This is a genomic window from Paraburkholderia sp. JHI869, assembly GCF_038900775.1.
In the GTDB taxonomy this organism is placed as follows: Bacteria; Pseudomonadota; Gammaproteobacteria; order Burkholderiales; family Burkholderiaceae; genus Paraburkholderia.
Genome location: NZ_JAYMSC010000007.1, coordinates 123,136 through 145,347 on the forward strand (window position 1 = coordinate 123,136; position 22,212 = coordinate 145,347).

General features: G+C 66.9%; 16 protein-coding genes. 5 read left to right on the top strand and 11 right to left on the bottom strand.

The genetic code is table 11. The features are described from left to right. Nucleotides 1–55: 55 nt before the first annotated feature. From VSR72_RS14815 to tssB, 11 genes are all read right to left on the bottom strand, one after another. Nucleotides 56–1,639 (bottom strand): alpha/beta hydrolase, encoded by a 1,584-nt coding sequence (locus VSR72_RS14815; RefSeq protein WP_342953084.1) that lies wholly within the window; start codon nt 1,637–1,639, stop codon nt 56–58. Between the two features lie 236 nt (nt 1,640–1,875). Then, complete coding sequence (locus VSR72_RS14820) at nt 1,876–2,271, bottom strand: DUF4280 domain-containing protein (RefSeq protein ID WP_342953085.1); 396 nt, start codon at nt 2,269–2,271, stop codon at nt 1,876–1,878. A 32-nt stretch (nt 2,272–2,303) separates the two neighbouring features. After that, entirely contained in the window at nt 2,304–2,849 is a 546-nt protein-coding gene (locus VSR72_RS14825) for a toxin-antitoxin system YwqK family antitoxin (protein WP_342953086.1), read from the bottom strand. A gap of 7 nt (nt 2,850–2,856) precedes the next feature. Continuing rightward, on the bottom strand, nt 2,857–4,845 hold the full coding sequence (gene tssI / locus VSR72_RS14830; protein ID WP_342953087.1) for a type VI secretion system tip protein TssI/VgrG: 1,989 nt from the start codon (nt 4,843–4,845) through the stop codon (nt 2,857–2,859). A 37-nt stretch (nt 4,846–4,882) separates the two neighbouring features. Beyond that, nucleotides 4,883–7,528 (bottom strand): type VI secretion system ATPase TssH, encoded by a 2,646-nt coding sequence (gene tssH / locus VSR72_RS14835; protein WP_342953088.1) that lies wholly within the window; start codon nt 7,526–7,528, stop codon nt 4,883–4,885. After that, nucleotides 7,525–8,646 carry a type VI secretion system baseplate subunit TssG gene (gene tssG / locus VSR72_RS14840; protein WP_342953089.1) on the bottom strand — a complete coding sequence of 374 codons (1,122 nt, stop codon included), beginning with the start codon at nt 8,644–8,646 and terminating at the stop codon, nt 7,525–7,527. Before tssG ends, tssH begins: the two co-directional genes overlap by 4 nt. Then, the gene (gene tssF, locus VSR72_RS14845; protein WP_342953090.1) at nt 8,610–10,397 is read right to left on the bottom strand and encodes a type VI secretion system baseplate subunit TssF; all 1,788 of its coding nucleotides are present in this window, start codon (nt 10,395–10,397) and stop codon (nt 8,610–8,612) included. The genes tssG and tssF overlap by 37 nt, the downstream gene beginning before the upstream one ends. Then, complete coding sequence (tssE, locus tag VSR72_RS14850; RefSeq protein ID WP_342953091.1) at nt 10,381–10,875, bottom strand: type VI secretion system baseplate subunit TssE; 495 nt, start codon at nt 10,873–10,875, stop codon at nt 10,381–10,383. The genes tssF and tssE overlap by 17 nt, the downstream gene beginning before the upstream one ends. Before the next feature lie 12 nt (nt 10,876–10,887). Next, the gene (locus VSR72_RS14855; RefSeq protein ID WP_342953092.1) at nt 10,888–11,394 is read right to left on the bottom strand and encodes an Hcp family type VI secretion system effector; all 507 of its coding nucleotides are present in this window, start codon (nt 11,392–11,394) and stop codon (nt 10,888–10,890) included. Nucleotides 11,395–11,528: 134 nt separating this feature from the next. Next, nucleotides 11,529–13,004: a type VI secretion system contractile sheath large subunit gene (gene tssC / locus VSR72_RS14860; protein WP_342953093.1), complete on the bottom strand. Its 1,476-nt coding sequence runs from the start codon at nt 13,002–13,004 to the stop codon at nt 11,529–11,531. 21 nt (nt 13,005–13,025) lie between these two features. Next, nucleotides 13,026–13,601, bottom strand: a complete 576-nt coding sequence (gene tssB, locus VSR72_RS14865) for a type VI secretion system contractile sheath small subunit (RefSeq protein WP_342953094.1) — start codon at nt 13,599–13,601, stop codon at nt 13,026–13,028. Nucleotides 13,602–14,150: 549 nt separating this feature from the next. On the opposite strand from tssB, the gene VSR72_RS14870 reads away from it, so the two are divergent. The 5 genes from VSR72_RS14870 (at nt 14,151) to tssA (ending at nt 22,202) form a co-directional block, all read left to right on the top strand. Beyond that, complete coding sequence (locus VSR72_RS14870) at nt 14,151–14,648, top strand: hypothetical protein (protein ID WP_342953095.1); 498 nt, start codon at nt 14,151–14,153, stop codon at nt 14,646–14,648. Nucleotides 14,649–14,736: 88 nt separating this feature from the next. Next, entirely contained in the window at nt 14,737–16,104 is a 1,368-nt protein-coding gene (gene tssK, locus VSR72_RS14875; protein ID WP_342953096.1) for a type VI secretion system baseplate subunit TssK, read from the top strand. Further along, nucleotides 16,097–17,149, top strand: coding sequence for a DotU/TssL family secretion system protein (locus VSR72_RS14880; protein WP_342953097.1), 1,053 nt, complete (start codon nt 16,097–16,099; stop codon nt 17,147–17,149). Before tssK ends, VSR72_RS14880 begins: the two co-directional genes overlap by 8 nt. After that, the gene (locus VSR72_RS14885; protein WP_342953098.1) at nt 17,146–21,087 is read left to right on the top strand and encodes a type VI secretion system protein; all 3,942 of its coding nucleotides are present in this window, start codon (nt 17,146–17,148) and stop codon (nt 21,085–21,087) included. The genes VSR72_RS14880 and VSR72_RS14885 overlap by 4 nt, the downstream gene beginning before the upstream one ends. Further along, nucleotides 21,084–22,202: a type VI secretion system protein TssA gene (gene tssA / locus VSR72_RS14890; protein WP_342953099.1), complete on the top strand. Its 1,119-nt coding sequence runs from the start codon at nt 21,084–21,086 to the stop codon at nt 22,200–22,202. Before VSR72_RS14885 ends, tssA begins: the two co-directional genes overlap by 4 nt. Nucleotides 22,203–22,212 lie beyond the last annotated feature (10 nt).

A 22,212-nucleotide genomic window follows, 5' to 3' on the forward strand; every position in this document is an offset into this window, starting at 1 on the left:
CCCGCAGGCACCCAGGACCGCCATGCCGACTTGCGGGCTCGAACGAGGCCTCCGATCAGAAGTTGCTGAAGAAGCCGCGCGCCGCGACCATGCAGAAAGGCGCGACGATGTCGGCGTGGTAGGCCTGGAGGACGGCCGACATGCCGTGATCGGTCGCGCCAGCCTGCATCGCCTGTGTGGCGACTGCCGCTTCGGCCTGCGCAAAGCCTGCCTTCACCGCGGCAAACGGATCGTTCGCTCCCGGCGTCGAATCGACGTCCAGCACGCTCGTCAGGCCCGGCGCAACGTTGGCGTTTTTCCAGTAGGCCTGCTCGATCGCCGCGTTGAAGAAGAACACGGTCGGGTCGAGGTGGCCGCCGCATAGCAGCACGGGCGAGCGCGGCACCCAGTTACGCAGATCGTTGCGCTTGAACGCCTGACGCAGTGGCTGAACCGGACTGGCAGCGGGGGCCATCGCGGTGGTCGCCGAGGGATACGCGCCATCGGGGTTGGCGATCTGGTCTTCGAGCATGCTCAGACGATACGTATTGCGCACGAGATTCGCGGTGCCGAATCCCAACGCGAACAGCGGCACCAGTTGCGCAGGCGCGAGAGGCGGCGAAAGGGGCGGCGTCAACGAAGCGAACTGTGACGCAGGGGGCGTACTGCTGAAAAGCTGCGTTGCGGGCAGTTTGCCTTTGGCGAACAACGTGTCCAGTGACGTGACGCTCGGCAGCAGGTTCTCTATGCCGGGGGCATACGCGGGCTCGAAAAAGTCGCCTGGCGTGCGATAGATATTGCCGTAAGCGTGCTGGTAGCTCGTCGTCACGAGCACCGAAAAGATTGTCGAGCCGAGGTCGACCTCGCCCTGGACCAGCGCGTCCGCCATGGCGCCCAGCGCATACGGACCCGAGCCGGGCGCGGAAGCCGTGACGTTGATGCCGGCCGCCTGCAGCGCGCGGTGTGTGGCGAGCGCCACGTAGCCGCCCTGCGAGTAACCGGTGACGAAGAGCTTGCCGTTCTCACGCGTCTTGTTCGCCGGGTCGGGAAGGGCCATGGCCAGGCGCGCCGCACGCAAGGAGTCGATCACGTCGGCGGATTGCTGGTCGCCATTCAGGTAGGGGTGATATGGCAACGGCGAGCCCGAGTAGCCGGCATAGTTGCTCGCCACGACGATATAACCTTGCGCCGCGTAGATCGCCGCCACGGCAATCCCTTCGCCCGCGCCGTCACCATTGCCCGGGTCCGTTTGCGTAATGTCGGCAATGTTGTAGTTGCGGTAGGTCGTTGTTCCGTGTGCGTACAGCATGAGCGGCCGCGGACCGCTGCACGAAGCGCCGCCGCCGGGAATCATCAGTGCGGCGCTGGACATCGTGGGTTCGCCCGCGCCACCTATCGTGAGGTAGCGGAAGTACTTGATTTCGATGTCGCAGCGCGGCGTGCCTGCGACCTGTAGCAATTGTTGACCGGTAGCGTTCGTTCCCAGCAGCTTCGTGAAGTCGGCCGCGCTCAGGCGCAGGCTCGTTCTCTGCTCGACCAGCTGGCCGCGAAAGAAGCAGCTCAACCCGCTGCACGTTGAGCCAGCCTGCACGACAACACTGGCACTCGACAAAAGGAAAGTCAGTAGTGCAATACCCGTGTTTCGAATCGCTCCTCGCATTTCACGCTCCGTTTTTGTTGGTGTTCGGAAAGTGGGGTCGCCTTGCAGAGTCACACGAGTATAGGTCAACGAATTCGCCGATTGCTACTGGTTGTGGAAACAATTTTCCAGTGAAACGCTTTATGAAAAACATGCGTTGGATTTCGCTGAAGCCGTGCGGGTTTATGTAATTAAACATTCGCAGCTTTACGATATTCGACGAGCATTTCCATGAGTGCGGTGACGTTGGCTAATACCTAAGGAACCAGCGTTGTCACCTGCCCCGGCTGAACCACCTTGATCACGCCGCCCCACATGCAAACGAGCGTTGCCTGTGCATCCAGCGCCGGCATGGCGCCCAGCGTCACGGTTGGCGCACCGCCTGGAATCCATGGCGACGGCGTAGCCGGAACGCAGGGCATGGGCGTGAAAACACCCAGCTTCGCAGCCGTCGCGGCGATCACAGTGGGGTTCGCCGGGCTTTGGCACAAGGCGAATGGCGTGATATTGGCAATCGGAATCGAATCGGCAATTGTCGCGGCGGGCACCCCGCTCACGAGCACGCGATTGACGGGCATAACGTTCAGTGTGCCAGGCGCACCGCCAAAGGAGCATTGCAGTGTGGCGCCGGCGCAGACTTGCGGACTGGTCATCGTGTGCCTCCTTATGCATTCGTGCGACGAGGTCAGGCCGAAGATGGATTGGCGAGCGATTGCCACCATTGCTTCCAGCGTGGCAGCGGCTTGCCGTCAGCGGCAATCGGGCGGTTGTCGTCGGTATAGCGTTTCGCGGCTTCGAGTGGCTTTCCCGCGTTGAACGGTTGCCGCAGCGCCAGACAGCCATTCGGATGGAAGCGTTGCAATACGCCATGCAGCTTGCCGTTGCGGTAATGCACTTCTTCGAGCAGCGTGCCGTCGGCCAGCCAGGTGCGCGAGACGCCGTGCAGCACGCCGTGCGCATAGTGCGCTTCGCGCTGGATCTTGCCGTCGGGGAAGTAGAAAAGCGCTTTGCCGTCGAGCTTGCCGTTCACATATTCAACCTGCGCGGATGGCGCACCCTCAGGATAGAAGTAGGTGGCCGGGCCGCGTAGTACACCATTCGCATAACGCATCGTCGCCACGGGACGTCCTTCCGACTCGATACGCACGGGGCCGTGCAACGCGCCGCCCAGCGTCGCGCCTTCAATGCGCGTGTCGTCGCGCTCTATCGTGACCGGCTGAATCGTCTCCATGCTCGCCTCAGTTGATCTTCACAATGCCGCCCTTGACCACCAGCATGCCGCCGCCGTCCACGGTCTGCTGCACGGCGCCCTTGTTGGTCACGCTCTGCGCTTCGTTCGAAAGCGTGCCGTCCGACTTGTTGGTCAGCGACGTTCCGGCCTGATTCGTGAGTGACACGGCCGCCTGGTTCGTGAGCGAGGCATCGCTCTTAGCCGTGAGGTTGCCGGCGCTTTGCAGCGTCAGCGTGCCGCTTACCTTGATGGTGAGGTTGCCGTCCACGGTGAGCGTCATGTTGCCCGTGACCGTCTGATCGAGATTGCCGCCTACCGTGCGCGTTTCGTTGCCGCCGGCTTTCACGGTGCGCGCGCCTTTGATGTCGACGGTTTCGTCGCCGGTCTTGACCGTCGTGCTGCGGTTGCCTTGTTCCACGGTGAGCGTGTCGTTGCCTTCCTTGATCGTATGCGTGCGGTCGTTCTTGATCGTGCTCGTTTCGTTGTGGTCTATGGTCCACGTGGCGTCGTTGATCACCTTGGCGTTCAGGTCCTTTTGCGCCTGCAGGAAAATTTCCTCGTTGTCCTGCTTGTCTTCGAAGCGAAGTTCGTTGAAACCGTTGCCGCCTTTCGAGGTGTTCGTCTTGATGCCGGATTGCGTCTGGTTGTCGGGCAGCGTATAGGGCGGGAGATTCGCGCCGTTATACACGCTGCCCGTAATGAGCGGCCGGTCCGGATCGCCGTCGATGAAGCTCACCACGACCTCATCGCCCACGCGCGGCATGAATTGCATGCCGAAGCGCTTGCTCGCCCAGGGCTGCGCCACGCGAATCCAGCATGAACTCTGTTCGTCATTGTTGCCGTCGCGGTCCCAGTGAAACTGAACCTTCACGCGGCCGTACTGATCGGTCCATAACTCCTCGCCGCTCTTGCCGACCACCGTCGCGGTTTGCGTCGGCATGAAGGGGCGTGGCGTGGTGCGTGCGGGGCGCCAGGTCGTCGCGAACGGAAAGGCTTCGAAGCGGTTGCGATAGCGGTTGTGATCGGCTTCGTGAACCACGCTGCGCACGACCCATTCGATGTTGGCGTCGCTGGATTCGTGGTCTGCCAGCGTGAAGCGGCAGCCCGGCGCGAGCGCGCGGCAATCGCATTCGCCTATGAGCAGCCGTGTGGGCGCACGCAGCGCGTCCACGCGGTGTTTGGAGAGCGTGGAGCCATCGCTGCTGGTGGCATAGCGCCCCGGATACTCATACACGCTGTGTCCGTTCGATGCCGCTTGTGCCTGGGAATAAAGCTGCGAAGCCGGCGTTTCCCACGCGTAATCGGTATGCGAGAAGAGGCCGGTGGCCGTCTCTTCGACGACCTCGCAATGGACGATTTGCGTCGATTCGCGTGCGCCGCTCGTGCCGCCCGTGTAGTGCAGCGTCGCGTCGCCGGGCAACGGTGTGAAGGCGTCGTTGCTATCGGCGATGACGAGCGTATGGCTGCCCGAATCGTGGCGGAAGAAATAGAACCAGCCTTCCTCTTCGCAAAGGCGGCTCACGAACGCGAAGTCGGACTCCGCGTATTGCACGCACCATTCGCGCGTAGCGGCCGTACCCGTGACGGAAAACGAATAATCGGTCAAGCTGTGACCCGCGAATACGGCCTGTATGATCTCCTGCGCGTTTTTGCCCTGAAATATGCGGTTGTTGCGCGAGAGTGTGAGCAGCCACAACCATGAGCGCAATTCCAGCGTGAAGTGGCTCGCGTCGATCGTCGAGGGCAATTGTGCGGCGCGCGTGCACACGCCGTCGATCAGACGAGGTGACTCGCCCCACGCAAGCGACAGCGTTGCATGGTTGCCCGTCATGCCCGAGGGCGCGGGCGGCGGCAATCCGCCATGAGCGTGAAGCGTCAGCATGGAGGGAGCGTCCAGCGCCTCGCGCGCTTCGAAGCTCGCAGGAAAGAGCGTGCTGAACGCTGAGCCAGTGAGGCTGATGCGCGCATCGGTATCGGCGGAGATGGGGCGGTTCATCGCATGGGTAGTGTTTCGTGACAGGGGGTGTGCATCGTCATTCGAGCGCCCACTGCGCGAGCGTGCCGACCAGTTCGTTCATGAGCACGTTGTCGATCTCGCGCGCCCCGCCCGCGGCGCGGCAGCGCGCGAGCACGGCGTCGATGATCCTGCTGTCGAAGGCGAACTGTTTGCCCGTGGCGTCGCGGTAGCGCGTGCGCAGTTGTTCGAGTTTCTTTTCGATGATGGCGCGCAGCACCGTGTCGTCGAGCGCGGCATACGGCACGGCGGTCATGCGCGCGAGGAACGCCGGGCGGAACGCGTGCAGCAGTTCTTCGTGCAGCCGCCGCGCGAAGGCGTCGGTGGCGAGCGTCGCGGCGGGCGTATTGAGCAGTAGCTCGGCGCCCACGTTGCTGGTGGCGAGGATCACCGTGTTGCGAAAATCCACCACGAGCCCGGTGCCGTCTTCCATCACGCCCTTGTCGAAGACGTTATAGAACGCTTCGAGCACGTCGACATGGGCTTTCTCGATCTCGTCGAGCAGCACCACACTATAAGGACGCCTACGCACGGCCTCCGTAAGCTGGCCGCCGCTCGCATAGCCAACGTAGCCCGGTGGCGCGCCGCGCAGCTGCGAAACCGCGTGCGCCTCCTGATACGCAGCGAGGTCGATCACGATGAGATTGCGTTCGCCGCCGTAGAGCGCGTCGGCGAGAGCGTAGGCCGTTTCGGTCTTGCCCACGCCCGTCGGCCCCACGAGCAGGAACACGCCGACCGGACGCAGTGGGTCGGCGAGTCCCGCGCGCCATGCCTGAATGCGCATTGCGATGCGGTCGAGCGCCGCGTCTTGCCCAACGATGCGCTGCGCGAGACGGCCCTTGAGCGTGCGCACGGCGTGGGCTTCGTCGGCAAGCATCTTGCCCACGGGAATGCCGGTCCAACTCGCGATCACGGCGGCGATGGTCTTCGAGTCCACGCAAACCGGGACCATGGGGTCGTCGTCGCGAATCGCTTCGAGTCCGCTTTCCAGGCGCGCCAGTTCGGCGGCGAGGTCTTCGCGCGGGTCGGCAGCTTCGTTGTTCTCGTTCGCATCCGTGCTATCTGGCGGTTCTTGCGCGCCGCCGCTGGATGCATCGCGAGGCTCGACGTCGAGGGCGGCCAGGCGCGCGCGCACCGCGAGAATCTCGCGCACGGTAGCCGCCTCGTCGCGCCAGCGCGCTTCCAGCGTCTCGACGAGCGTGGCGTTGTGCGCATGTTCGGTTTCGAGCGTGGCGAGGCGCTGCGTGTGGTTCGCGCCCAGCACCGTCTCTGTGCGCAGGCGCAGCAGTTCGTCGTCGAGCGCGCGCTGCCGGTGTCTTGCCGCTTCCAGTTGCGGCGGTGTGTCGTGCTGCGCCAGCGCCACGCGTGCGCATGCGGTGTCGAGGACGGCAATCGCCTTGTCGGGCAACTGGCGCGCCGAAATGTACCGGTGCGAGAGCTTCACCGCATCGACGATTGCCGAGTCGAGGATCGTCACGTTGTGATGCGCCTCGAACTTTTGCGCCAGTGCGCGCAGCATGGCGATGGCAGTGGGCTCGTCGGGCGCTTCGATCTGCACGAGCTGGAAACGCCGCGCGAGCGCCGGGTCGCGCTCGAAATACTTCTTGTATTCGAGCCACGTCGTGGCCGCAATCGTACGCAACTCGCCGCGCGCAAGCGCGGGCTTGAGCAGGTTCGCGGCGTCGCTGCCGCCTTCCGCGCCGCCCGCGCCGATCATCGTATGGGCCTCGTCGATGAAGAGCACCACGGGCCGTGGCGAGTGCCGCGCCTCGTCGATCACCGCGCGCAGGCGCCGCTCGAATTCACCTTTCAGGCCCGCGCCCGCCTGCAGCAGCGCGAGGTCGAGCATGCGCAACTCGACTTCGGCGAGCGGCGGCGGCACGTCGCCCGCTGCGATGCGCAGCGCGAGTCCTTCGACCACGGCGGTTTTGCCCACGCCCGGCGCGCCGACGAGCAAGGGGTTGTTCTGCCGCCGGCGCAACAGGATGTCCAGCGTCTGGCGGATCTCCGCATTGCGCCCGATGATCGGGTCGATGCGTCCGGCCCGCGCTTCGGCGGTCAGGTCCAGGGTGTATTGGTCGAGCAGGGCGGGCGCAGGTGTGGCAGGCTCCAGCGCACCGGGTAGCGCGGGAACGCTCGCGTTGTCGTCGATGGCGGATGCGAGCGGCACGCTCGCCGATATTGGCGCGGCCGCCTCGATGGGCGCGAGCCATACGGCGAAGTTCGCGCGCAGCGCGGCGCTGGCCACCCGCAACAGCGTGGGCGCCGCATGCAAGGCGCGCGCGCGCAGCGCGTCGTTTTCGAGCAGCGCGATGAGCAGCGTCGCCGCGCGCACGCGCGGCTGCTGGAGCACGACCGTGGATTGCACGAGCGCGTCCTGGAGCCACACGAGCAAGTCGGGCGAGAACGACGGCATGCCGGTGTTGCCGCGCTTGAAGCGCGCGATGGCCATGCGGATTTCGGCGGTGAGCGCGGCGCGGTCCACGCCGAAGTGAGGTAGCACGCACGCGAAGTCGCCGCCCTCGGGTTCCGCGAGCGCGAGCAGCCAGTGCTCGATTTCGACCACGAAATGCGTTTCGCGCAGGCACTGCTGCGCGGCGCGTTCGAGCGCTTCGCGCGGCTCGCGCTCGAGGCGCGCAACGAGCGTCTTGAGATCGAGCGTCACGGTGCGGTATGCCCTTGAATGTCGTCGGGCGCAAGGCACGTGAGGCGCGCGGGCGCCGATTCGGCCGCGCCGGCCCAGGCGGTCCAGCCCAGCCGCGCCGGCGCGTGGCGCGAGAGGCGCGCGCGCGGCAATTCGCCTGCCGCGAGCTGCAGTTCGAGATGCACCTTGAGTTCGGCGCCGAACCACTCGGCGGCGAGCGAGTGCAGCGCTTCGTGAGCGGGTGCGCCCGGCAGGAATGATTCGTACTGCTCACGCCTGAGCGGGCCGAGGCGCACGCGGATGCCCTGGTGTTCGTCCCAGATTCTCGTGCCTGCGACGGCATCCTGACCAAGCCGCCGGTTGCGCCCGCCCGAGCCAATGGCCGTGCGGCTCGCGGGAGGCAGCGTGCGCCAGCCTCCCGCGAACGGTGTGGAGCACACGTGCACGCGGAAGTGATGGAGCACCATGACGTCGAAACCCGCGAGCGAACGCCGGCGATTCGCGAAGAGGCCGGCGCGCGCCAGCACGGCGCGTATATCGAGCGGTTCGGGGGGCGCCGGCGCTTCCTGCGCCGCGCGGTTTTGCCAGGCGAGCGAACTCAGCGCGGCGTTGCCCGTCAGCGCGCGCAACACGACATCGGCCGAGCGGTGCGGCGTGGCGGGCAGCGGTTCGGCGCTGCGATACTTGCGCTGCGCTCGATAGAGCAGCGCCAGCAGCCGGTGCTGGAAGATGTCGAGAAATGCCGCTGCCGACCGGTCTTTACGACGCAGACGGTCCTGCAGCCATTCCTGCCACGCGCCCGGCAGCGGGCCGTTCGGGCCGCCCAGCGCGAACGCATTGACCTGGAGCTGAGGCGGTTCGCCAAGTTTGGCTTGTTCTTCGCCCGGTTGCGGCGCAAAAGCGAGCGAGCGCGGCAAGCCGCGCCGCAAAGGCCCCAGCGCGCTGGCAGGAAACGCCGGAGAAAGATTGCCGCTCAGCGCGAGCGCTTCCTGGCCGGGGTCGAGCCCGGTGCCGAGCGGCTGCGCATGCGGCTGCAGCAACTCGAGCAGGCGCACGGCCTGCGTGAATTCGAACGCGTGCGGCTCGTCGAACAGCCGCTGCGTCAGAGAACGAGCGGGCTGCCCATCGTCGGCCGCCATGTGCGGATCTCCCGACCGTCGCGCACGAGCGAGGTCTGTACGAAACGGTTGACGCTCGCATAGAGCGAGAAGAATTGCGCGAGCACGCCGGAAAAGAGCACGGTGCTCGCGCCCACGAAGCTCGCTTCGTCGAGTTCGATACGCACGCCAAGCCCGTTGCGCCAGCCGCGCCAGCGGTCCGATCCCACATGCGCGACGATGGGCTCGCTCGACACCGCCACGAGCCCCGCGATCTGGCGCTGCGAGGGCGCATGCGCGCCGAGATTGTGAAGCATGAGCATTTCGCGCAACGATTGCAGCGCTTGCGGGCCTTCCACGATCGACGTGTGATTGAGCACGAGTTGCGACACGAGACGCCAGCGCGACGTGCCGTCGAGCGCAGCCACGATCTGCGGCGTGGGCCGATGCGCAATGCGCACGCTCGCCACAGGGCCCGGCACCTCGAACGACAGCGCTGCGCCCGGTGCAAGCCGGTGCGCCAGATGACGATTGGTGCACAACAGGTCCGCGGTGAGCGTGCGCGCCGCGGGCGCGGCAGGGTTGAAGCGCGTATCGACGAAGGTGAGCATCACGTCGCTGCCGGGGCGCGACGGATGCAGGCCGCTCACGCGACGCGCGTACCAGTACACGGCCGAGTCCGCGCCGTGCATCGAGCCATACCAGGGCGGCACGTCCGTGACCGTGCGGCCCGCCACGGCGCGCACATTGCGCACGGCGTAGATCTCGGTGCTCGATTCGCGATGCGCGTCGGGACTCACACGCATTTCGCGCGCCGTGCCGTCCGGCCGCAACGGTTCGGCGGTGCGCGCGAACAGATTGAGCGCGGGGGCGCAGCCGAGATGGATATCGTGCGTGTGCAGCGTGAAGCGCCCGCGCGGGGCCGCCGTGAAGCCGATCACGAGATCGAGGCTGTCGAGCGCATCGGCGGGCGGCTTGAACGGCAGGTCGAAGAACGCGAACTTCTCGGGAAACGCGAAGTACTCGACCAGCAGACGGCAGGCCGGATGCGCGCCGTCTTCGAGCGGCAGGAGCGCGTCCTCCTCGTCGAAGCCAACCGGGCGCGGCAAGCCTCGTTGCGCGAGCAACGGGCCGTCCGGCGTCTGCAGCCAGGTGGCGGCGCTGTGCGCGCCGAGCAGATCGTAGAGCGCGGCGGAGGTCACCGGCGACCCCGCGAGGCGCACGCGCAAACGCTCGATCGGCAGCGCGCCCAGCTTGTGCGGCCCGATGGCGCGCAGCGTGAGCCGCAGCGCCGATTGCAGCGACGCCTTGCCGGTGAGCGCCTGGGCTTCCTCGGCGTCGAGCAACTGGGCCGCGGCGAGGGTGATCGGCCAGAGCGTGACGTCGCTGCTCGTACGCCAGTGGATCGTCGCGCCGCTTGCGTCGACGTGCATGAGCGGCGTGTCGCGCGGCACGCGATACCCCGCGGCGATGCTGCCTTGCGTGGGGTCCGGCTCGAATTGCACGATCGTCATGGAAGGCACGGGCCGCGACGCATACGGGTAGAACTGTTCGAGCAGACCGTCCGTGAGGGTGGTGTATTCGTCGTCGAGCGTGCGCTGGATGCGCGCGGTTAGCACCGCGAAGCTTTCGATCAGACGTTCGACGTTCGGGTCGGCGCTTTCGCCGGGCCCGAGTTCGAGCCGCCGCGCGATCTTCGGGAAGCGTTGCGCAAAGCCTTCGCTCGCGCGGCGCAGATAAGTCAGCTCGCGCTGGTAGTAGTCGAGCAGTTGCGCATCAAGCGAGTCGTTCATCGACGATCCCGATGGACTGCGATTCGCCGTCCTGCCCGGCGACGTAGGTGACGACGTGCTCCACGCCGTCGCTGCCGCGCAGCATGCCCCGAATGCGCAGGCACAGCCGCCACGGCGCGGCGGCGTCCGGTTCGATTTTCACGCGCGGGTCGCGAAGGCGCGGTTCGAACGCGCGAATGGCTTCGGCCACTTCGCGTTCGATCACCGCGCGGTCTTCCGCACGCGCCGCGCTTTGCCCGCTCCAGTCGGGCAGACCATACAGCAGCACGTCCGGCGCGCGCGGCATGCGTGGCTTGCCGCGCCGCGTGTTGAGCAGGCGCAGCAACTCAGCGCGGACCGAGGCGCGCAAGCCGGCTGCGTCGAGCGTGCGCGCGGCGAGCTCGTCGACGGACTCTTGCGCGTCGAAAGGCGCGTCGTCGGCCAGCCGCTCGAAGAGCGGCATGGGCGCGATGGCGATGAAAGGGCGGACGTTCGCCACAGGCGCGGCGCGCTAGCCTGCAGCCTTCACGACCTTGTTCGCGGCCAGGTCCCACGTGGTGGCGGCCGTGCCTTCCTTGGTGGCGTCGTCTTTCTGCGCGGTGAGCTCCCACTTGATCTTCGTGAAGTTCAGCGAGAGCGTTTCCACGGGCTTGCCACCCGCGCCGCCCGAGACGCTCACGTTGCTCAGCACGACATTGTTGAGCGTATAGGTGATGAACGGCATGATCTTGCCGGAGCTTTCAGCAGCATTGCGGCCCACGACGACGGTCGCGCTCGCAATGTTCTTGCCGGAGCAGCAATATTCGTTGAGCGAGGGCGTGGCGACGTCAATGAACTTCGTGACGGTGAATTCGCCGAGATGGGGTTTGCCCGATGTGCGCTCCGAGTTGCTGACGTCGTTGGTGACCTGCATTGCCACATTGTGGCTGTACGACATCAACTCGATCTTGTCGGTATAGCCTTCCAGCGTGCACTCGCCTTTGATGTCGTCGCCCAGGTCGAGAATGATCGAATCCATGATTGGCTGCTCCCGAAGCAGTAAAGAACAGCGCGGACCGCGTGCGCGGCGCCAGGCGCGTTCAGGAGCCAGGGGCGCTCATGCGCCGCCTGGCCGTCGTCTGTTCATCGAAAACGCTTTCTTTCGCGGGTGGATCAGGCGGCCGCCGGGGGCGGCAGCGTGGCCACGAGCCGGATCGACGCGGTGAGTTCCTCGAGCTGGAAGTGCGGCCGCAGGAACACCGTCGCGCGGTATGCGCCCGGTTTTCCGGGTACGTCCGTCACGTCCACACGCGCCTCGCGCAGCGGATACTGCGCCTTGATTTCCTGCGGCGCGTTATCGTTCACGAGCACGTAGTCGGCAATCCACGTGTTGAGGTAGGTGCGCACGTTTTCGCGCGTCATGAAGCTGCCGACCTTGTCGCGCATGATCGCCTTGATGTAGTGCGCAAAACGCGAGGCCGCGAGGATATACGGCAGCATGGCTGAAATACGCGCGTTCGCCGTGGCCTCGGGCGTGTTGTAGAGCGCCGGCTTGCAGGCGGTCTGGCCGCCGAAGAACACCGCGAGCCCTTCGTTCTTTTTGTGCACGAGCGCGATGAAGCCGAGCGAGTCGAGCTCCTTTTCGCGGCGGTCGGTGATCGCGACTTCCGTGGGGCACTTCATGGCCTTGTCGCCCGAAGCCGTCTGGAAGATATGGTCTGGCAAGCGCTCGACCGCGCCGCCGCCTTCCACGCCGCGAATCGCGGCGCACCAGCTGTATTGCGCGAACGCGTTGGTGATGCGCTGGGCGAGGGCGTAGGCGGCGTTGCCCCACAGATACTTCGAGTGGTCGGTGCCGTCCACATCCTCGAAGAAGTTCATGCCCTCCACCGGATTGCTGTCCGGATGATAAGGACGCCGCATCAAGACGTGCGGGAGCGTGAGCGCGACATAGCGCGAGTCTTCGCTCTTGCGGAATTCACGCCAGCGGGCCATGTCGATCGTTTCGAAGACCTTGGAGAGATCACGCGGCACGCCAAGCTCCGTGAAGCTCGACATGTCGAAGAGCTGCGGGTGCGCCGCCGAAATGAACGGCGCATGCGCGGCCGCTGCCACGGAGGCGAGCTTTTCGAGCAGGCTCACGTCGGGCGTCTGGCGCGTGAAGTAGTAGTCGCCCACCAGCACGCTGAACGGATAGCCGCCAAATGTGCCGTATTCCTCTTCATAGATCTTCTTGAAGAGCGCGCTCGTGTCGACGTCGATGGCCTTCTCGAGATCGTTCTGAAGGTCTTTCTTCGAAGCGTTCAAGAGGCGCAGTTTCAGGCGCGTGCCCGTTTCAGAGCCCTTCACGAGAAAGTGCAGCCCGCGCCACGACGACTCCAGCGCCTGCATGTCGGGGTGGTGCAGCACTTCGTTGAGCTGTTCGCTGATCAGCTCATCGATCTTGCGGATGTGATCGTTGATCATCGCCACGGTGTCGCGGCTGATGGTCATGTTCTTGTCGAGCACCTGCAGCGCGAACTCGGCGAGCAGCTCGCGCGCGTGCTGCTGCTGCTCCTCGTATTGCGCCATGCGCCCTTCGTGCACGATGCGGTCGAGCAGCGTGACCGTACCCGCCTGCGCGGTCGCGGCGGCTTGTATGTCGGACATGATCGTCTCCTCGCGTTGGGCTTAGCTCGCCGGCGTGTCGCTGTTGGGGCTGGCAGGGGCAGGGGCGTCGCCCGCGGGCGGCGGCAGCTGCGCAGTCGGCGTGTCCTGCGGATGCGCCGAACGCATTTCGGTCAACTCCTGCGGGTTGTGCACCACTTCCTGGAGCAGCTTGTCCAGTTCGTCGTTGCCGTCGAGCTTGGTGAGGAGGTCGCGCAGGCGCAGCCGCGCGTCGTAGAGCTGTTTGAGCGGGCCGATCTGCTGAACGATGCTCACCGGATCGAAGTCGTCGATATGCTCGAACTTCAGCTCGACGTTGATCTTGCTGCCATCGGCGGCGAGCGTGTTGTCGACCTGCAGCGTCACGCGCGGCCCGATCGACTTCATCACGTCGTTGAAATTGTCGCGGTCGATGTCGACGAAGCGGCGCTCCGTCATTTTCGGCAACGGCTCGACAGGCTTGCCGGACAGGTCGGCAAGAATGCCCACGACGAGCGGTAGCTCGCGTTTTTCGATGGCATTGCCCGTTTCGACGTCGTACGTGATCTGGACACGGGGCGGTCGGTTCCGTTCGAACCAGTGCTGGGTACTGTCGGCCATGGTCACCTCGGTGGCGGTCGTTCTTCTATTGCGTTGTGTAACGGGAAGAGATGCGCGCTTGTCGTCAATCTGCCTTTTTCATGATGCATTTTCTTTAAGACGACAATGGTCCGCAAAACGTAATTAAACGATTGCCAAAGCCATTCCCGGTCCCTCAGAAAAGACACAGCTAAAGCATGCCCCGGATTCTTCAGACGAGAGCATTCACGGCGTTACGGGTTCGCGCTGAGCGGCTCTTCAACTTGTCCTTCGTCGCGCGATTCGTGAAGATAGACGGTCAGGACTTTAGGACAGTAAACGGGGAATTTCAAAGTATATTTACGGCGCATAAACCGAATCTCTTTCAAGTTTATTTACCAGTTGTTTTTCAATCGATCGATTAAAAAATCGTTATTGCAATGACGCGTGGGGCGCTTGTAGACTACGCGCAAAATAGCTTGCGCAGCGAAACATGCGTCTTGATTAGAAATACGAACTAGCATGAATTCTCCTGCGCGCGGGCAGGAGGCATTGCGGACAAGAGGCGACGCACACAATGGGGATTGCGCAGTGATCACCACGTTATTCGACGGCGCGTCGCGCGCCGCGAAGCCGCACGGCTGGCGAACAGGCACGCTCGTGCTGTTCGCGCTCGCGCAGATGCTCGCGGGGTGTTCGTCGCTGCCGAAGGTACAGGTGGATACCCTGGCCATTGCCGTTTCCACGCAAGCGAATCAGGACACGCCCATAGCCGTGGACGCCGTGCTCGTGCGCAACCCGCAATTGCTCGACGCGTTGCTGGGCCTGCCTTCGGCGAAGTGGTTCGCGCAGCGCGATCAATGGCGCCGCGATCATCCCGAGGACATTACCGTCGTGTCGTACGAAGTCGTGCCAGGCCAGCAGATCGCGACGGCGCCGTTTCCGTTTGGCGGCAAGCGCGGCGCAGGCGTAGTGGTATTTGCTGATTACCAGACACCGGGCGCGCATCGCGTGAGGCTCGACACGGGGCCGGCTCACGCGCTGCTGCTGCTCGGCGACCAGGATCTGAGCGTGCAGGCCGCGCATTGAGCAACGAGACTGTGTGACGCCGCTGTGTCGCACAGCGCCTCGGCCACCCTGAACGACGAAACGTTTAGCAATAGAAAGCAAACACATCATGCGAACATCGTTTCCCGAAGCGGTCTGCTGGTTCGACGGCATGCCCTTGCTGCCGCAGCATTTCCAGACCCAGGCGCTGCACGCGGCGGGGCATGCTGCGTTGCTGGCCGGCGCTGCGCGTGCGCATTACTGGGGCGTGCTGGCGCTCGAGCACGACGCCGCGGGGCTCGCTCAGGGGCTCATACGCATCAGTGCGCTGGAGGCGATTCTGGCCGACGGCCTCGCCATTTGCCACACGCCGCACGATCCCGTGCTGGAGATCGACGTGGGCCACGCATTCAGCGCGCCGGACGAAGAAGTCACGATCTATCTCGCGGTGCCGCCGCTGTATCGCGGCGGCCAACTCGATCCACAGGCAGGGCGCTACACCCAGCGCGAGAGTCCAGATGTTCCCGATCTTGTCTCGGGTGGCGAACCCGCTTCGATCACGACGTGGTCGCCACGCCTGCATCTGATGACGGATCTCGGCCGTCACGAATTCGACCGCTTGCCGCTCATGCGCGTGAGGCAGCAGGGCGGCGGCGTGGCGATTGCCGACTACGCGCCGCCTTGTCCGTTCGTGCGCGCCGACTCGGTGCTCGGTCAACGCGTGATGCAACTCCTGCTGCGCGTGCGCGAGAAATGCGTGTTCCTGGCGGGCCGTCTGCAGGCGGCGCAACGCGCGGAAGAGCGCGAGGACGCCGCGCAGATCGAGCGCCAGCTGTGCGCGCTCTGGAGCCGCCTGCCCGAAGTGGAGGCGACGCTCGTCACCGGCATCGCGCATCCCGCCGAACTCTATCGCGCCGTGGCCGGCATGACGGGCGCGCTCGCGGCGCTGCGTCCCGCGCGCGGCGTGCCCGCCTTCGCGACGTTCGATTACATGGCGCTGCTCGCGTCGTTCGACCCGCTGCTCGCATGGGCCGACGAAGCGCTCGCGACGATCCGCCAGGGGTATCGTGTGCGCGCGTTCACCGAGGAGGGTGGCAGCTTCTGGATCGCGCCGCCGTTCGAGAGCGGTGGCAACGTGGCGCGCGAACTGGTGATCGGCTTGCGCATGCCGCCGGATGCCGGCGAGCACGACGCGAGCGTGTGGCTCGATCATGCCGTCGTCGCATCGCGGCCCTACGTGCCCACGCTCGCACGGCAGCGCATGCGGGGCCTGGCGCGCCGGCGGCTCGCGCGCGAGGAGCGCGCAGCCTACGCCACGGGCGACGACACGACGCTCTTCGCGGTGGCCGTGGAGGACGCCTGGTTCGACCGCGCGCAACCGTTGTGCATCGAGGTCCGTACGACCGTGCCGGGGCGCGCGCCCTGGGCCGTGCAGCTCTTCACGCCAACGGGCGACGCTGCGGACGACGCCCGCCCGCCGGGAGCCGATCATGCTTGATGCCAGCGACCAGGGCGACGAGCGCCTGCCGCTCATGCGCGCGTTCGTCGTGGCGTTCTCGTTCGCGGAGAATGCGCGCCTGCGCGCAGTCGCGCAGGCGGCGAATGCAGCGGGTGCGGTGAACGCAGAAACGCCCACCGATCCGCAGCGCGAAGCCGACGCGCTCGCCGCGCAGTTGCAGTCCGCCACGCGCAAGCTCGCGCGCGACGCGATGGCCTGGACCGGCGCGGCCGGCGAAGCGGACATCGCCGCCGCGCAGTACGCCTATGTCGCGCTGGTCGACGAATTGCTGCTGTTTTCCGCGTGGAATGGCGCGAGCGCATGGGAAACGTATCCGCTCGAAGCGCGTATCTTCGGCACGCGCGCGGCGGGCGAGCGCATTCCGGCCGCCATCGAAACCTTGCTCTCGCAACGCGATCCGGCGCAGCGCGATCTCGCCAACGTCTATCTCGCCTGCCTCACGCTAGGCTTTCGAGGCCGCCTGCGCGGCGAGGCCGGCGCCTTGCGCCACGACCAGTTGCGCCACGCGCTATTCGCGTTCGCCATGCAGCGCGACCCGGAGCCCGACCGCCTTGGTGCGCCGCTCGAACGCGCCGCGCTGGCACCGCGCGAAACACGCCCGCTCACGCAGATGTTTCCAGACCGCGCACGCCTCGCGCTGTTCGTGGGCGGCGGATTCGCGGTGCTGCTCGGCGTGTCGCAACTGCTGTGGCTCTACGCGACCGCGCCCGTGCGGCCATCGCTTGAACAGTTCGAAACGGTGTCGATGGTGCAAGGGCGCCCGGCGCAGGTGAACCATACGAGCACCACCGGCATGGTGATGCCGCGCGCGCACGCGGTACGCAGACTGCGGCGGCCGGTTCCGCCCCCAGACTCGCAGCCCGCGCAGCAAACCCAGGACACGCCCGAGGCGCCGACGGTCGCCACGACGTCGAACGCTACGCTCGCGCTCGCGGCACGTCGCATCGTCACGGTGAGCGCGCAGAGCGCCGACGATGCCAGCGAAGAAAGGCCGGACGCCACGCCACCGGGAGCGCGGCCATGACGACCACACTCGTAGTCGTCCTGATCGTCCTCATCGCGTTGTTGATCGTGGGGCTCGTGGCCGTGCTCGTCGTGCGCTGGGTGCGCGGTCGCGACGAACGCAGGCCGCTGCGCAATTTCTCCGCGATGATGCGTACGGCGCACAACGAGATGGGCGTGCGCGATCCGTACTCGGTGCCGCGCGTGCTGGCCACGGGCACACCCGCGGCGCTCGACGCGCTCGCGCTTGGCTGGCGTCTCTCGCCGGTCGGCGAGCCGGCCTGGTTCGGCAGGCTCTGGCACGACGCCGAAGGCATTCTGATCGCGGAGCCGGGAGACTCGCTCGGCGCGCGCGCGGCCGCCGAGCGCCGGCGCGGCTCGACCGGCGGGCGTTTGCTGCGCGGCTTGTTGCGCAACCGGCCGGGCCGGCCGCTCGACGCGCTCGTGTGGGTGATCGCGCTCGATACGCTCATCGACGAAAGCGGCGCCGCGCGCGCGGACACCGATGCGGCACTCGAAGCCTCGCGCACGGTGCTCGCGCTGCAACGGCAGCTCGGGCAGATGCTGCCGCTCTACGTAGTGGTGACGGGCTGCGACGCGCTGCCGGGGTTCGACGCGCTCGCCGCGCGCCTGCGCCGCGAGCGTATCGAAACGCCGCTGGGCTGGGCCTCGCCGTACGCGCCGCGGCGCGCGTTCGAACCCGCATGGGTGGACGAGGCCTTCGCCGACATGAGCCGCGCGCTCGCAGCGACCGTCACCGAAATGGGCACGCTCGACGGCACGCTGGACGGCGACGTGTTCCTGCTGCCGCAGCGTCTCGATACGCTGCGCGAGCCGTTGCGCGAGCACATCGAACCCACGTTGCGCGGCGCGGCGGACGGCACCGCACCGCTCATGCGCGGCATCTGGTGCGTGGGCGCGATGCCGCAAGCGCAGGAGCGCGAAGAGCCCGCCATCACCACTGCTGCGCGCAGGGAGGCGCGCGCAGCGGCGGCGCCGGCCTTCGCGTCGCGTCTCTGGCACGACCTGCTGATGCCGGGGCAGGGACTCGCGCTCGCCATCCCGCGCGTGCTCGCGTTGCGCATGCGCCGCTATCGCATTGCCACGTTCGCCGCGATCGCGCTGGGCGTGTGCTGGTGCGTGGGCCTTGGTGTGACCACCTGGCACGTGCGCAACGACGCGCGTGCGCTCGCGAGCAGCTACGACGCGCTGGCGCTCGCCAGCGTCGCCTGGCACGAAGCGGGCGCGAGCCGCAGCGAAGCGGCGGCGGCGAACGCGCTGGCCAGCGCCGCGAACGCTTTCGTCAAGGTGCCGCGCTGGCAGCTCGCCACGCCGTTCATGCCGCTTTCGTATTTCGGCCTGCGCCGCCGCCTCGACGACGCGCAATACCACGTGCTGAGCGGGCTCGTGTTCACGCCGCTGCGCGCGCGGCTCGTCAGCCGTCTCGCCGATCTGAACTGTGATGGCGCAACGGAGTCGGGCAACAACGCGAGCCTCGCCGCCGCCGCGCGGCGGCCGCAGGACCTGCCCGAGTACACGCAGGGCACCAAGCTCGTCACGAACGCGGCGCAGACCGAGCGGCTGATCACGAACTACAACGAACTCGTGGAACGCGATTCGGGCAACACCGTCATGCTCGCGCAACTCATGCGCGGTGCGGTGGGCGTGAGCTTTTCGCCCGATCATGTGGCCGACCGCGCGGGGCTCGACGATGCCGTGCGCGCGACCGCGGTGGAAGGCGGCGCGCTGTCGTTCGACGGCACCGAGGCGCGCGCCGCGCAAGCCCGCGCGAGCGTGTGCTTCGAGGAGACTTTCGACCGCTGGTTCGACGACATCTATCAGGACTCGTCGCTCACGACGAATGCTGCGCAGATCCAGGTCATGCTCGCCGATCTCAAGGCCCCGGGTGCCGTGCCTACCACCGCTTCGCTCTCCGAACTAGCTACGCGAATCGACACGCTCGCGATCCAGGTCGATACCGCGGATCACGGCTGGGCGGGCACCCACGGCCAGGAACTCGTGCCGGGACTCTCGGCAACCTTCGACACGGCAAAAGGCCTGCGTCTGATCGGTGCGACACCCGTGGCAAGCGTGCTGGAGCATGAGCAGAGCGAACAAAGCGCGTTCGCGGCACGCTGGCTCGCGAGCGGCAACCTGCCTGGCGTGCTCGCCTCCAATCCCACCACGGGGCTGCAACTGGCGGCGGACCTGCTGCCGCTGCGCGATGCTTTGCGCACGCTGCTCGGCCAGTCGTTCGTCGTGGGCGAAGGGAACGGGACGGCGGCAATTCGCAGCGTGGATGCGGACTCGGCGCAGCGCGCGCTGGCCATCCTGCCCGCCTACAAGCAATACTCCACCGGTCTTCTCGCGCAGGCGCCCGAAGCGTGGCGCGGCGCGCTGCTCGCCGCGGCGGGCAACGCGACCGTGCACAGCATGGTGGCCGCGCTTTCGGCGCCTGTCTCAACGTCGGCGACGTCGGCGGCCGGGGCGCGTAATGTCGCCTACGCGCCGCCAACGCAAGGTGCGCCCTTCGACACGCTGCGCAAGAACGCAACCGATCTCGTGGAAGCGTTCGACTCGCTCGGCCGCCCCGATCTCGCGCAGGCCGTCGCGCTGCGCGTGAGCGACGCGGCGCTCGACGTACTGCGCTCGACCGATGTCCAGTTGCAATCGCTCGAACCGTTTCGACCGCTGCGTGGCGACTTCTCGGCGTGGAACGGCAACGCCGGCGGTTCGATGCGCGCGTTCGGCGCCGCCACGCCCGAAGCGCTGCAAACCTACCTCGCCGCGCAATCGAGTGCGGTGGCCGACACGGCCACGCTCGCGTCGAGCGCGCTCGACTGGATCGCTACGCAGAACCCACCGCTCTCCACCGCGGACGCGCGACTCGTGGCGCGCTGGAAGGCGCTCTTCGCGGACCTCGCGCAATACCGCGCGCGCAGCCCGGCGAGCGCGCTCGTTGCGGTGCCGTCGATCATCTCCAACCAGCTCGACAAGATGGACCTCGACACGTGCAGCGCCTCGCTCGCGCAGGTCGATGTTCCGGGCTCGGGCGACATCGTCGCGAGCGCGGGCATGCGGCTCGTCTCGTCCGCGCGCGAGCGCTGCTACCGCCTGCAGATCGGTACCGGCGGCGACGCCTACGAGCAGTTGCGCAGCTATTTCGCTCGCTACCTCGCCGGGCGCTTCCCGTTCTCGGCCGATGCGAACGCGCAGGCCGCCGATCTGCGGCAAACGGCGGCCTTCGTGGCGATGCTCGACGCCAGGCTCGCGGACGCGCAACGCGGCATGAGCGCCGCGGCGGCGAGCGGCGGCCCGCAAGCGGGCGCACAGCAGTTCCTGGCGAAGCTCGCGCGCGCGAAGCCCTGGCTCGACGCGCTGGTGGCGCGCGGCGCGGACGGCGCGCTCGTGGGCGTGGACGTGGCAGTGGACTGGCGCATCGACCGCGCCGACGAAGCCGGTGCGGACCAGGTGATCCAATGGTCGCTCGCGAGCGGCGGCCAGACGCTCGCCTGGCCCGCCACGGCCGGCACGCCGCTGCGCTGGGCGCCGGGCCAGCCCGCCGCGCTGAGCCTGCGCTGGGCGAAAGACGGGCCGTGGCGTCCGATGCAGGACGCTTCGCAGCCAACCCTCTCGGTCGACGGCGAAGCCGCCACCTGGGCGGCAAACGACACGTGGGCGCTATTGCGCCTTGTGCGCCTGCACGCGGTGCCGGACGACGGCGTGGATACCGGCACGGGAACGGGCAACGCCCGCATGGTATTGAGCGTGCCGGTGCGCGACCGCAACGGCGGCACGCAAACCGCGCGCATGTTCATGCGTGTGGGCATGACGGGCGCGTCGAAAGCGGCGCTCATTTGGCCTGACCTGCCGTACGCCGCGCCGGGCTACAGCGTGTACGGCACGCCGGCGGTCACCTACGGACCGTACCCGTCGAGCACACAAGCGGGGCGCGGATGAACCCGGCATTCGACATCGAGGCACTCGTTCAACCGATACCGGGCAGCGCGCCGGCCGGCCTCTCGCTGCTGCACGATGCGGCCTTCGACGCGATCAAGGCCGCGCGCCGCGAGGACGATCCAGCATTGCCAGCGGGCATCTGGCAAACCACGCTCAAGGTCGCGGACTGGGCCGCCGTGGAAGCGGGCTGCGAGGACATTCTGGCGCGCCGAAGCAAGGATCTGACGCTCGCCGCGTGGCTCGGCGAGAGCTGGCTGCATCGATATGGATGCGTAGCATTGCCGGATTGCTTCGCATTGCTGAGCGAATTGTGCGAGCGCTACTGGGACGACATTCATCCGTTGCCGCGCGACGGCGACATGGGCTTTCGCGCTGCGCCGCTCGCGTGGGTTGCCCAGCAGTTCCCGACCTTGCTCGGCGGGCGTATCGCGTTGTGCGCCGGGCCCGACGGATCGGCGCTGACGTTTGCGCGCTGGCAAGCCGCGCAGCGCGAAGCCGTCGCGCTGAAGGACCGCAAGGATGTGCCGGCCGCGAAGCGCGAGGAAGCCGCACGCGTGGCGCAGACGCTGGCGCAGGCCGCGCACGAGGCGCAGCCTGCCGCGTTGCGCGACCAGTTGCAGGCGCTGCGCGGGGCCCGCGCGCCCATTGCGAGACTCGACGCGTGGTGCACGCAGAATCTCGGCGCGGAGGCTCCGTCGTTTGGGGCGCTGCTGGAGACGCTCGAGCGCATGGAGAGCGTGTTGCGCGACTGGCTCACGACGCATCCCGAGTGGGAGGACGTACCGATGGTTGAGGCCGCATCGATTCAGGCGCAGGCGGTGGTCGAGCCTGCAGCGCTTCAGGTCGCTTCGGCGGGCGCGGTGCAGGAGCCGGCAGGGCCGAGGAAGCTGGACGCGCCGCAGTCGCGCGATGAGGCGTACAGGCTGCTGGCTGTTGTCGCGGACTACCTCATGCGCTATGAGCCGCACAGTCCCGTGCCGTACATGCTCAAGCGGGCGCTCGACTGGGGCGGCAAGCCGTTGCCGGACCTGCTGGCCGAGCTGATGGCGGGCGAGCGAGGCAGGGCGCTGGGGACGGCGCTTGGCTTGCTGCCCGAGAGCGGGCAAACGCAGTAGGCGAGGCGTG

Excerpts from the sequence above, each read along its gene's own strand:
- VSR72_RS14815 (WP_342953084.1), bottom strand. The coding sequence starts at position 1,639 with ATGCGAGGAGCGATTCGAAACACGGGTATTGCACTACTGACTTTCCTT.
- VSR72_RS14820 (WP_342953085.1), bottom strand. The coding sequence starts at position 2,271 with ATGACCAGTCCGCAAGTCTGCGCCGGCGCCACACTGCAATGCTCCTTT.
- VSR72_RS14825 (WP_342953086.1), bottom strand. The coding sequence starts at position 2,849 with ATGGAGACGATTCAGCCGGTCACGATAGAGCGCGACGACACGCGCATT.
- tssI (WP_342953087.1), bottom strand. The coding sequence starts at position 4,845 with ATGAACCGCCCCATCTCCGCCGATACCGATGCGCGCATCAGCCTCACT.
- tssG (WP_342953089.1), bottom strand. The coding sequence starts at position 8,646 with ATGGCGGCCGACGATGGGCAGCCCGCTCGTTCTCTGACGCAGCGGCTG.
- tssF (WP_342953090.1), bottom strand. The coding sequence starts at position 10,397 with ATGAACGACTCGCTTGATGCGCAACTGCTCGACTACTACCAGCGCGAG.
- VSR72_RS14855 (WP_342953092.1), bottom strand. The coding sequence starts at position 11,394 with ATGGATTCGATCATTCTCGACCTGGGCGACGACATCAAAGGCGAGTGC.
- tssC (WP_342953093.1), bottom strand. The coding sequence starts at position 13,004 with ATGTCCGACATACAAGCCGCCGCGACCGCGCAGGCGGGTACGGTCACG.
- tssB (WP_342953094.1), bottom strand. The coding sequence starts at position 13,601 with ATGGCCGACAGTACCCAGCACTGGTTCGAACGGAACCGACCGCCCCGT.
- tssK (WP_342953096.1), top strand. The coding sequence starts at position 14,737 with ATGCGAACATCGTTTCCCGAAGCGGTCTGCTGGTTCGACGGCATGCCC.
- VSR72_RS14880 (WP_342953097.1), top strand. The coding sequence starts at position 16,097 with ATGCTTGATGCCAGCGACCAGGGCGACGAGCGCCTGCCGCTCATGCGC.
- VSR72_RS14885 (WP_342953098.1), top strand. The coding sequence starts at position 17,146 with ATGACGACCACACTCGTAGTCGTCCTGATCGTCCTCATCGCGTTGTTG.
- tssA (WP_342953099.1), top strand. The coding sequence starts at position 21,084 with ATGAACCCGGCATTCGACATCGAGGCACTCGTTCAACCGATACCGGGC.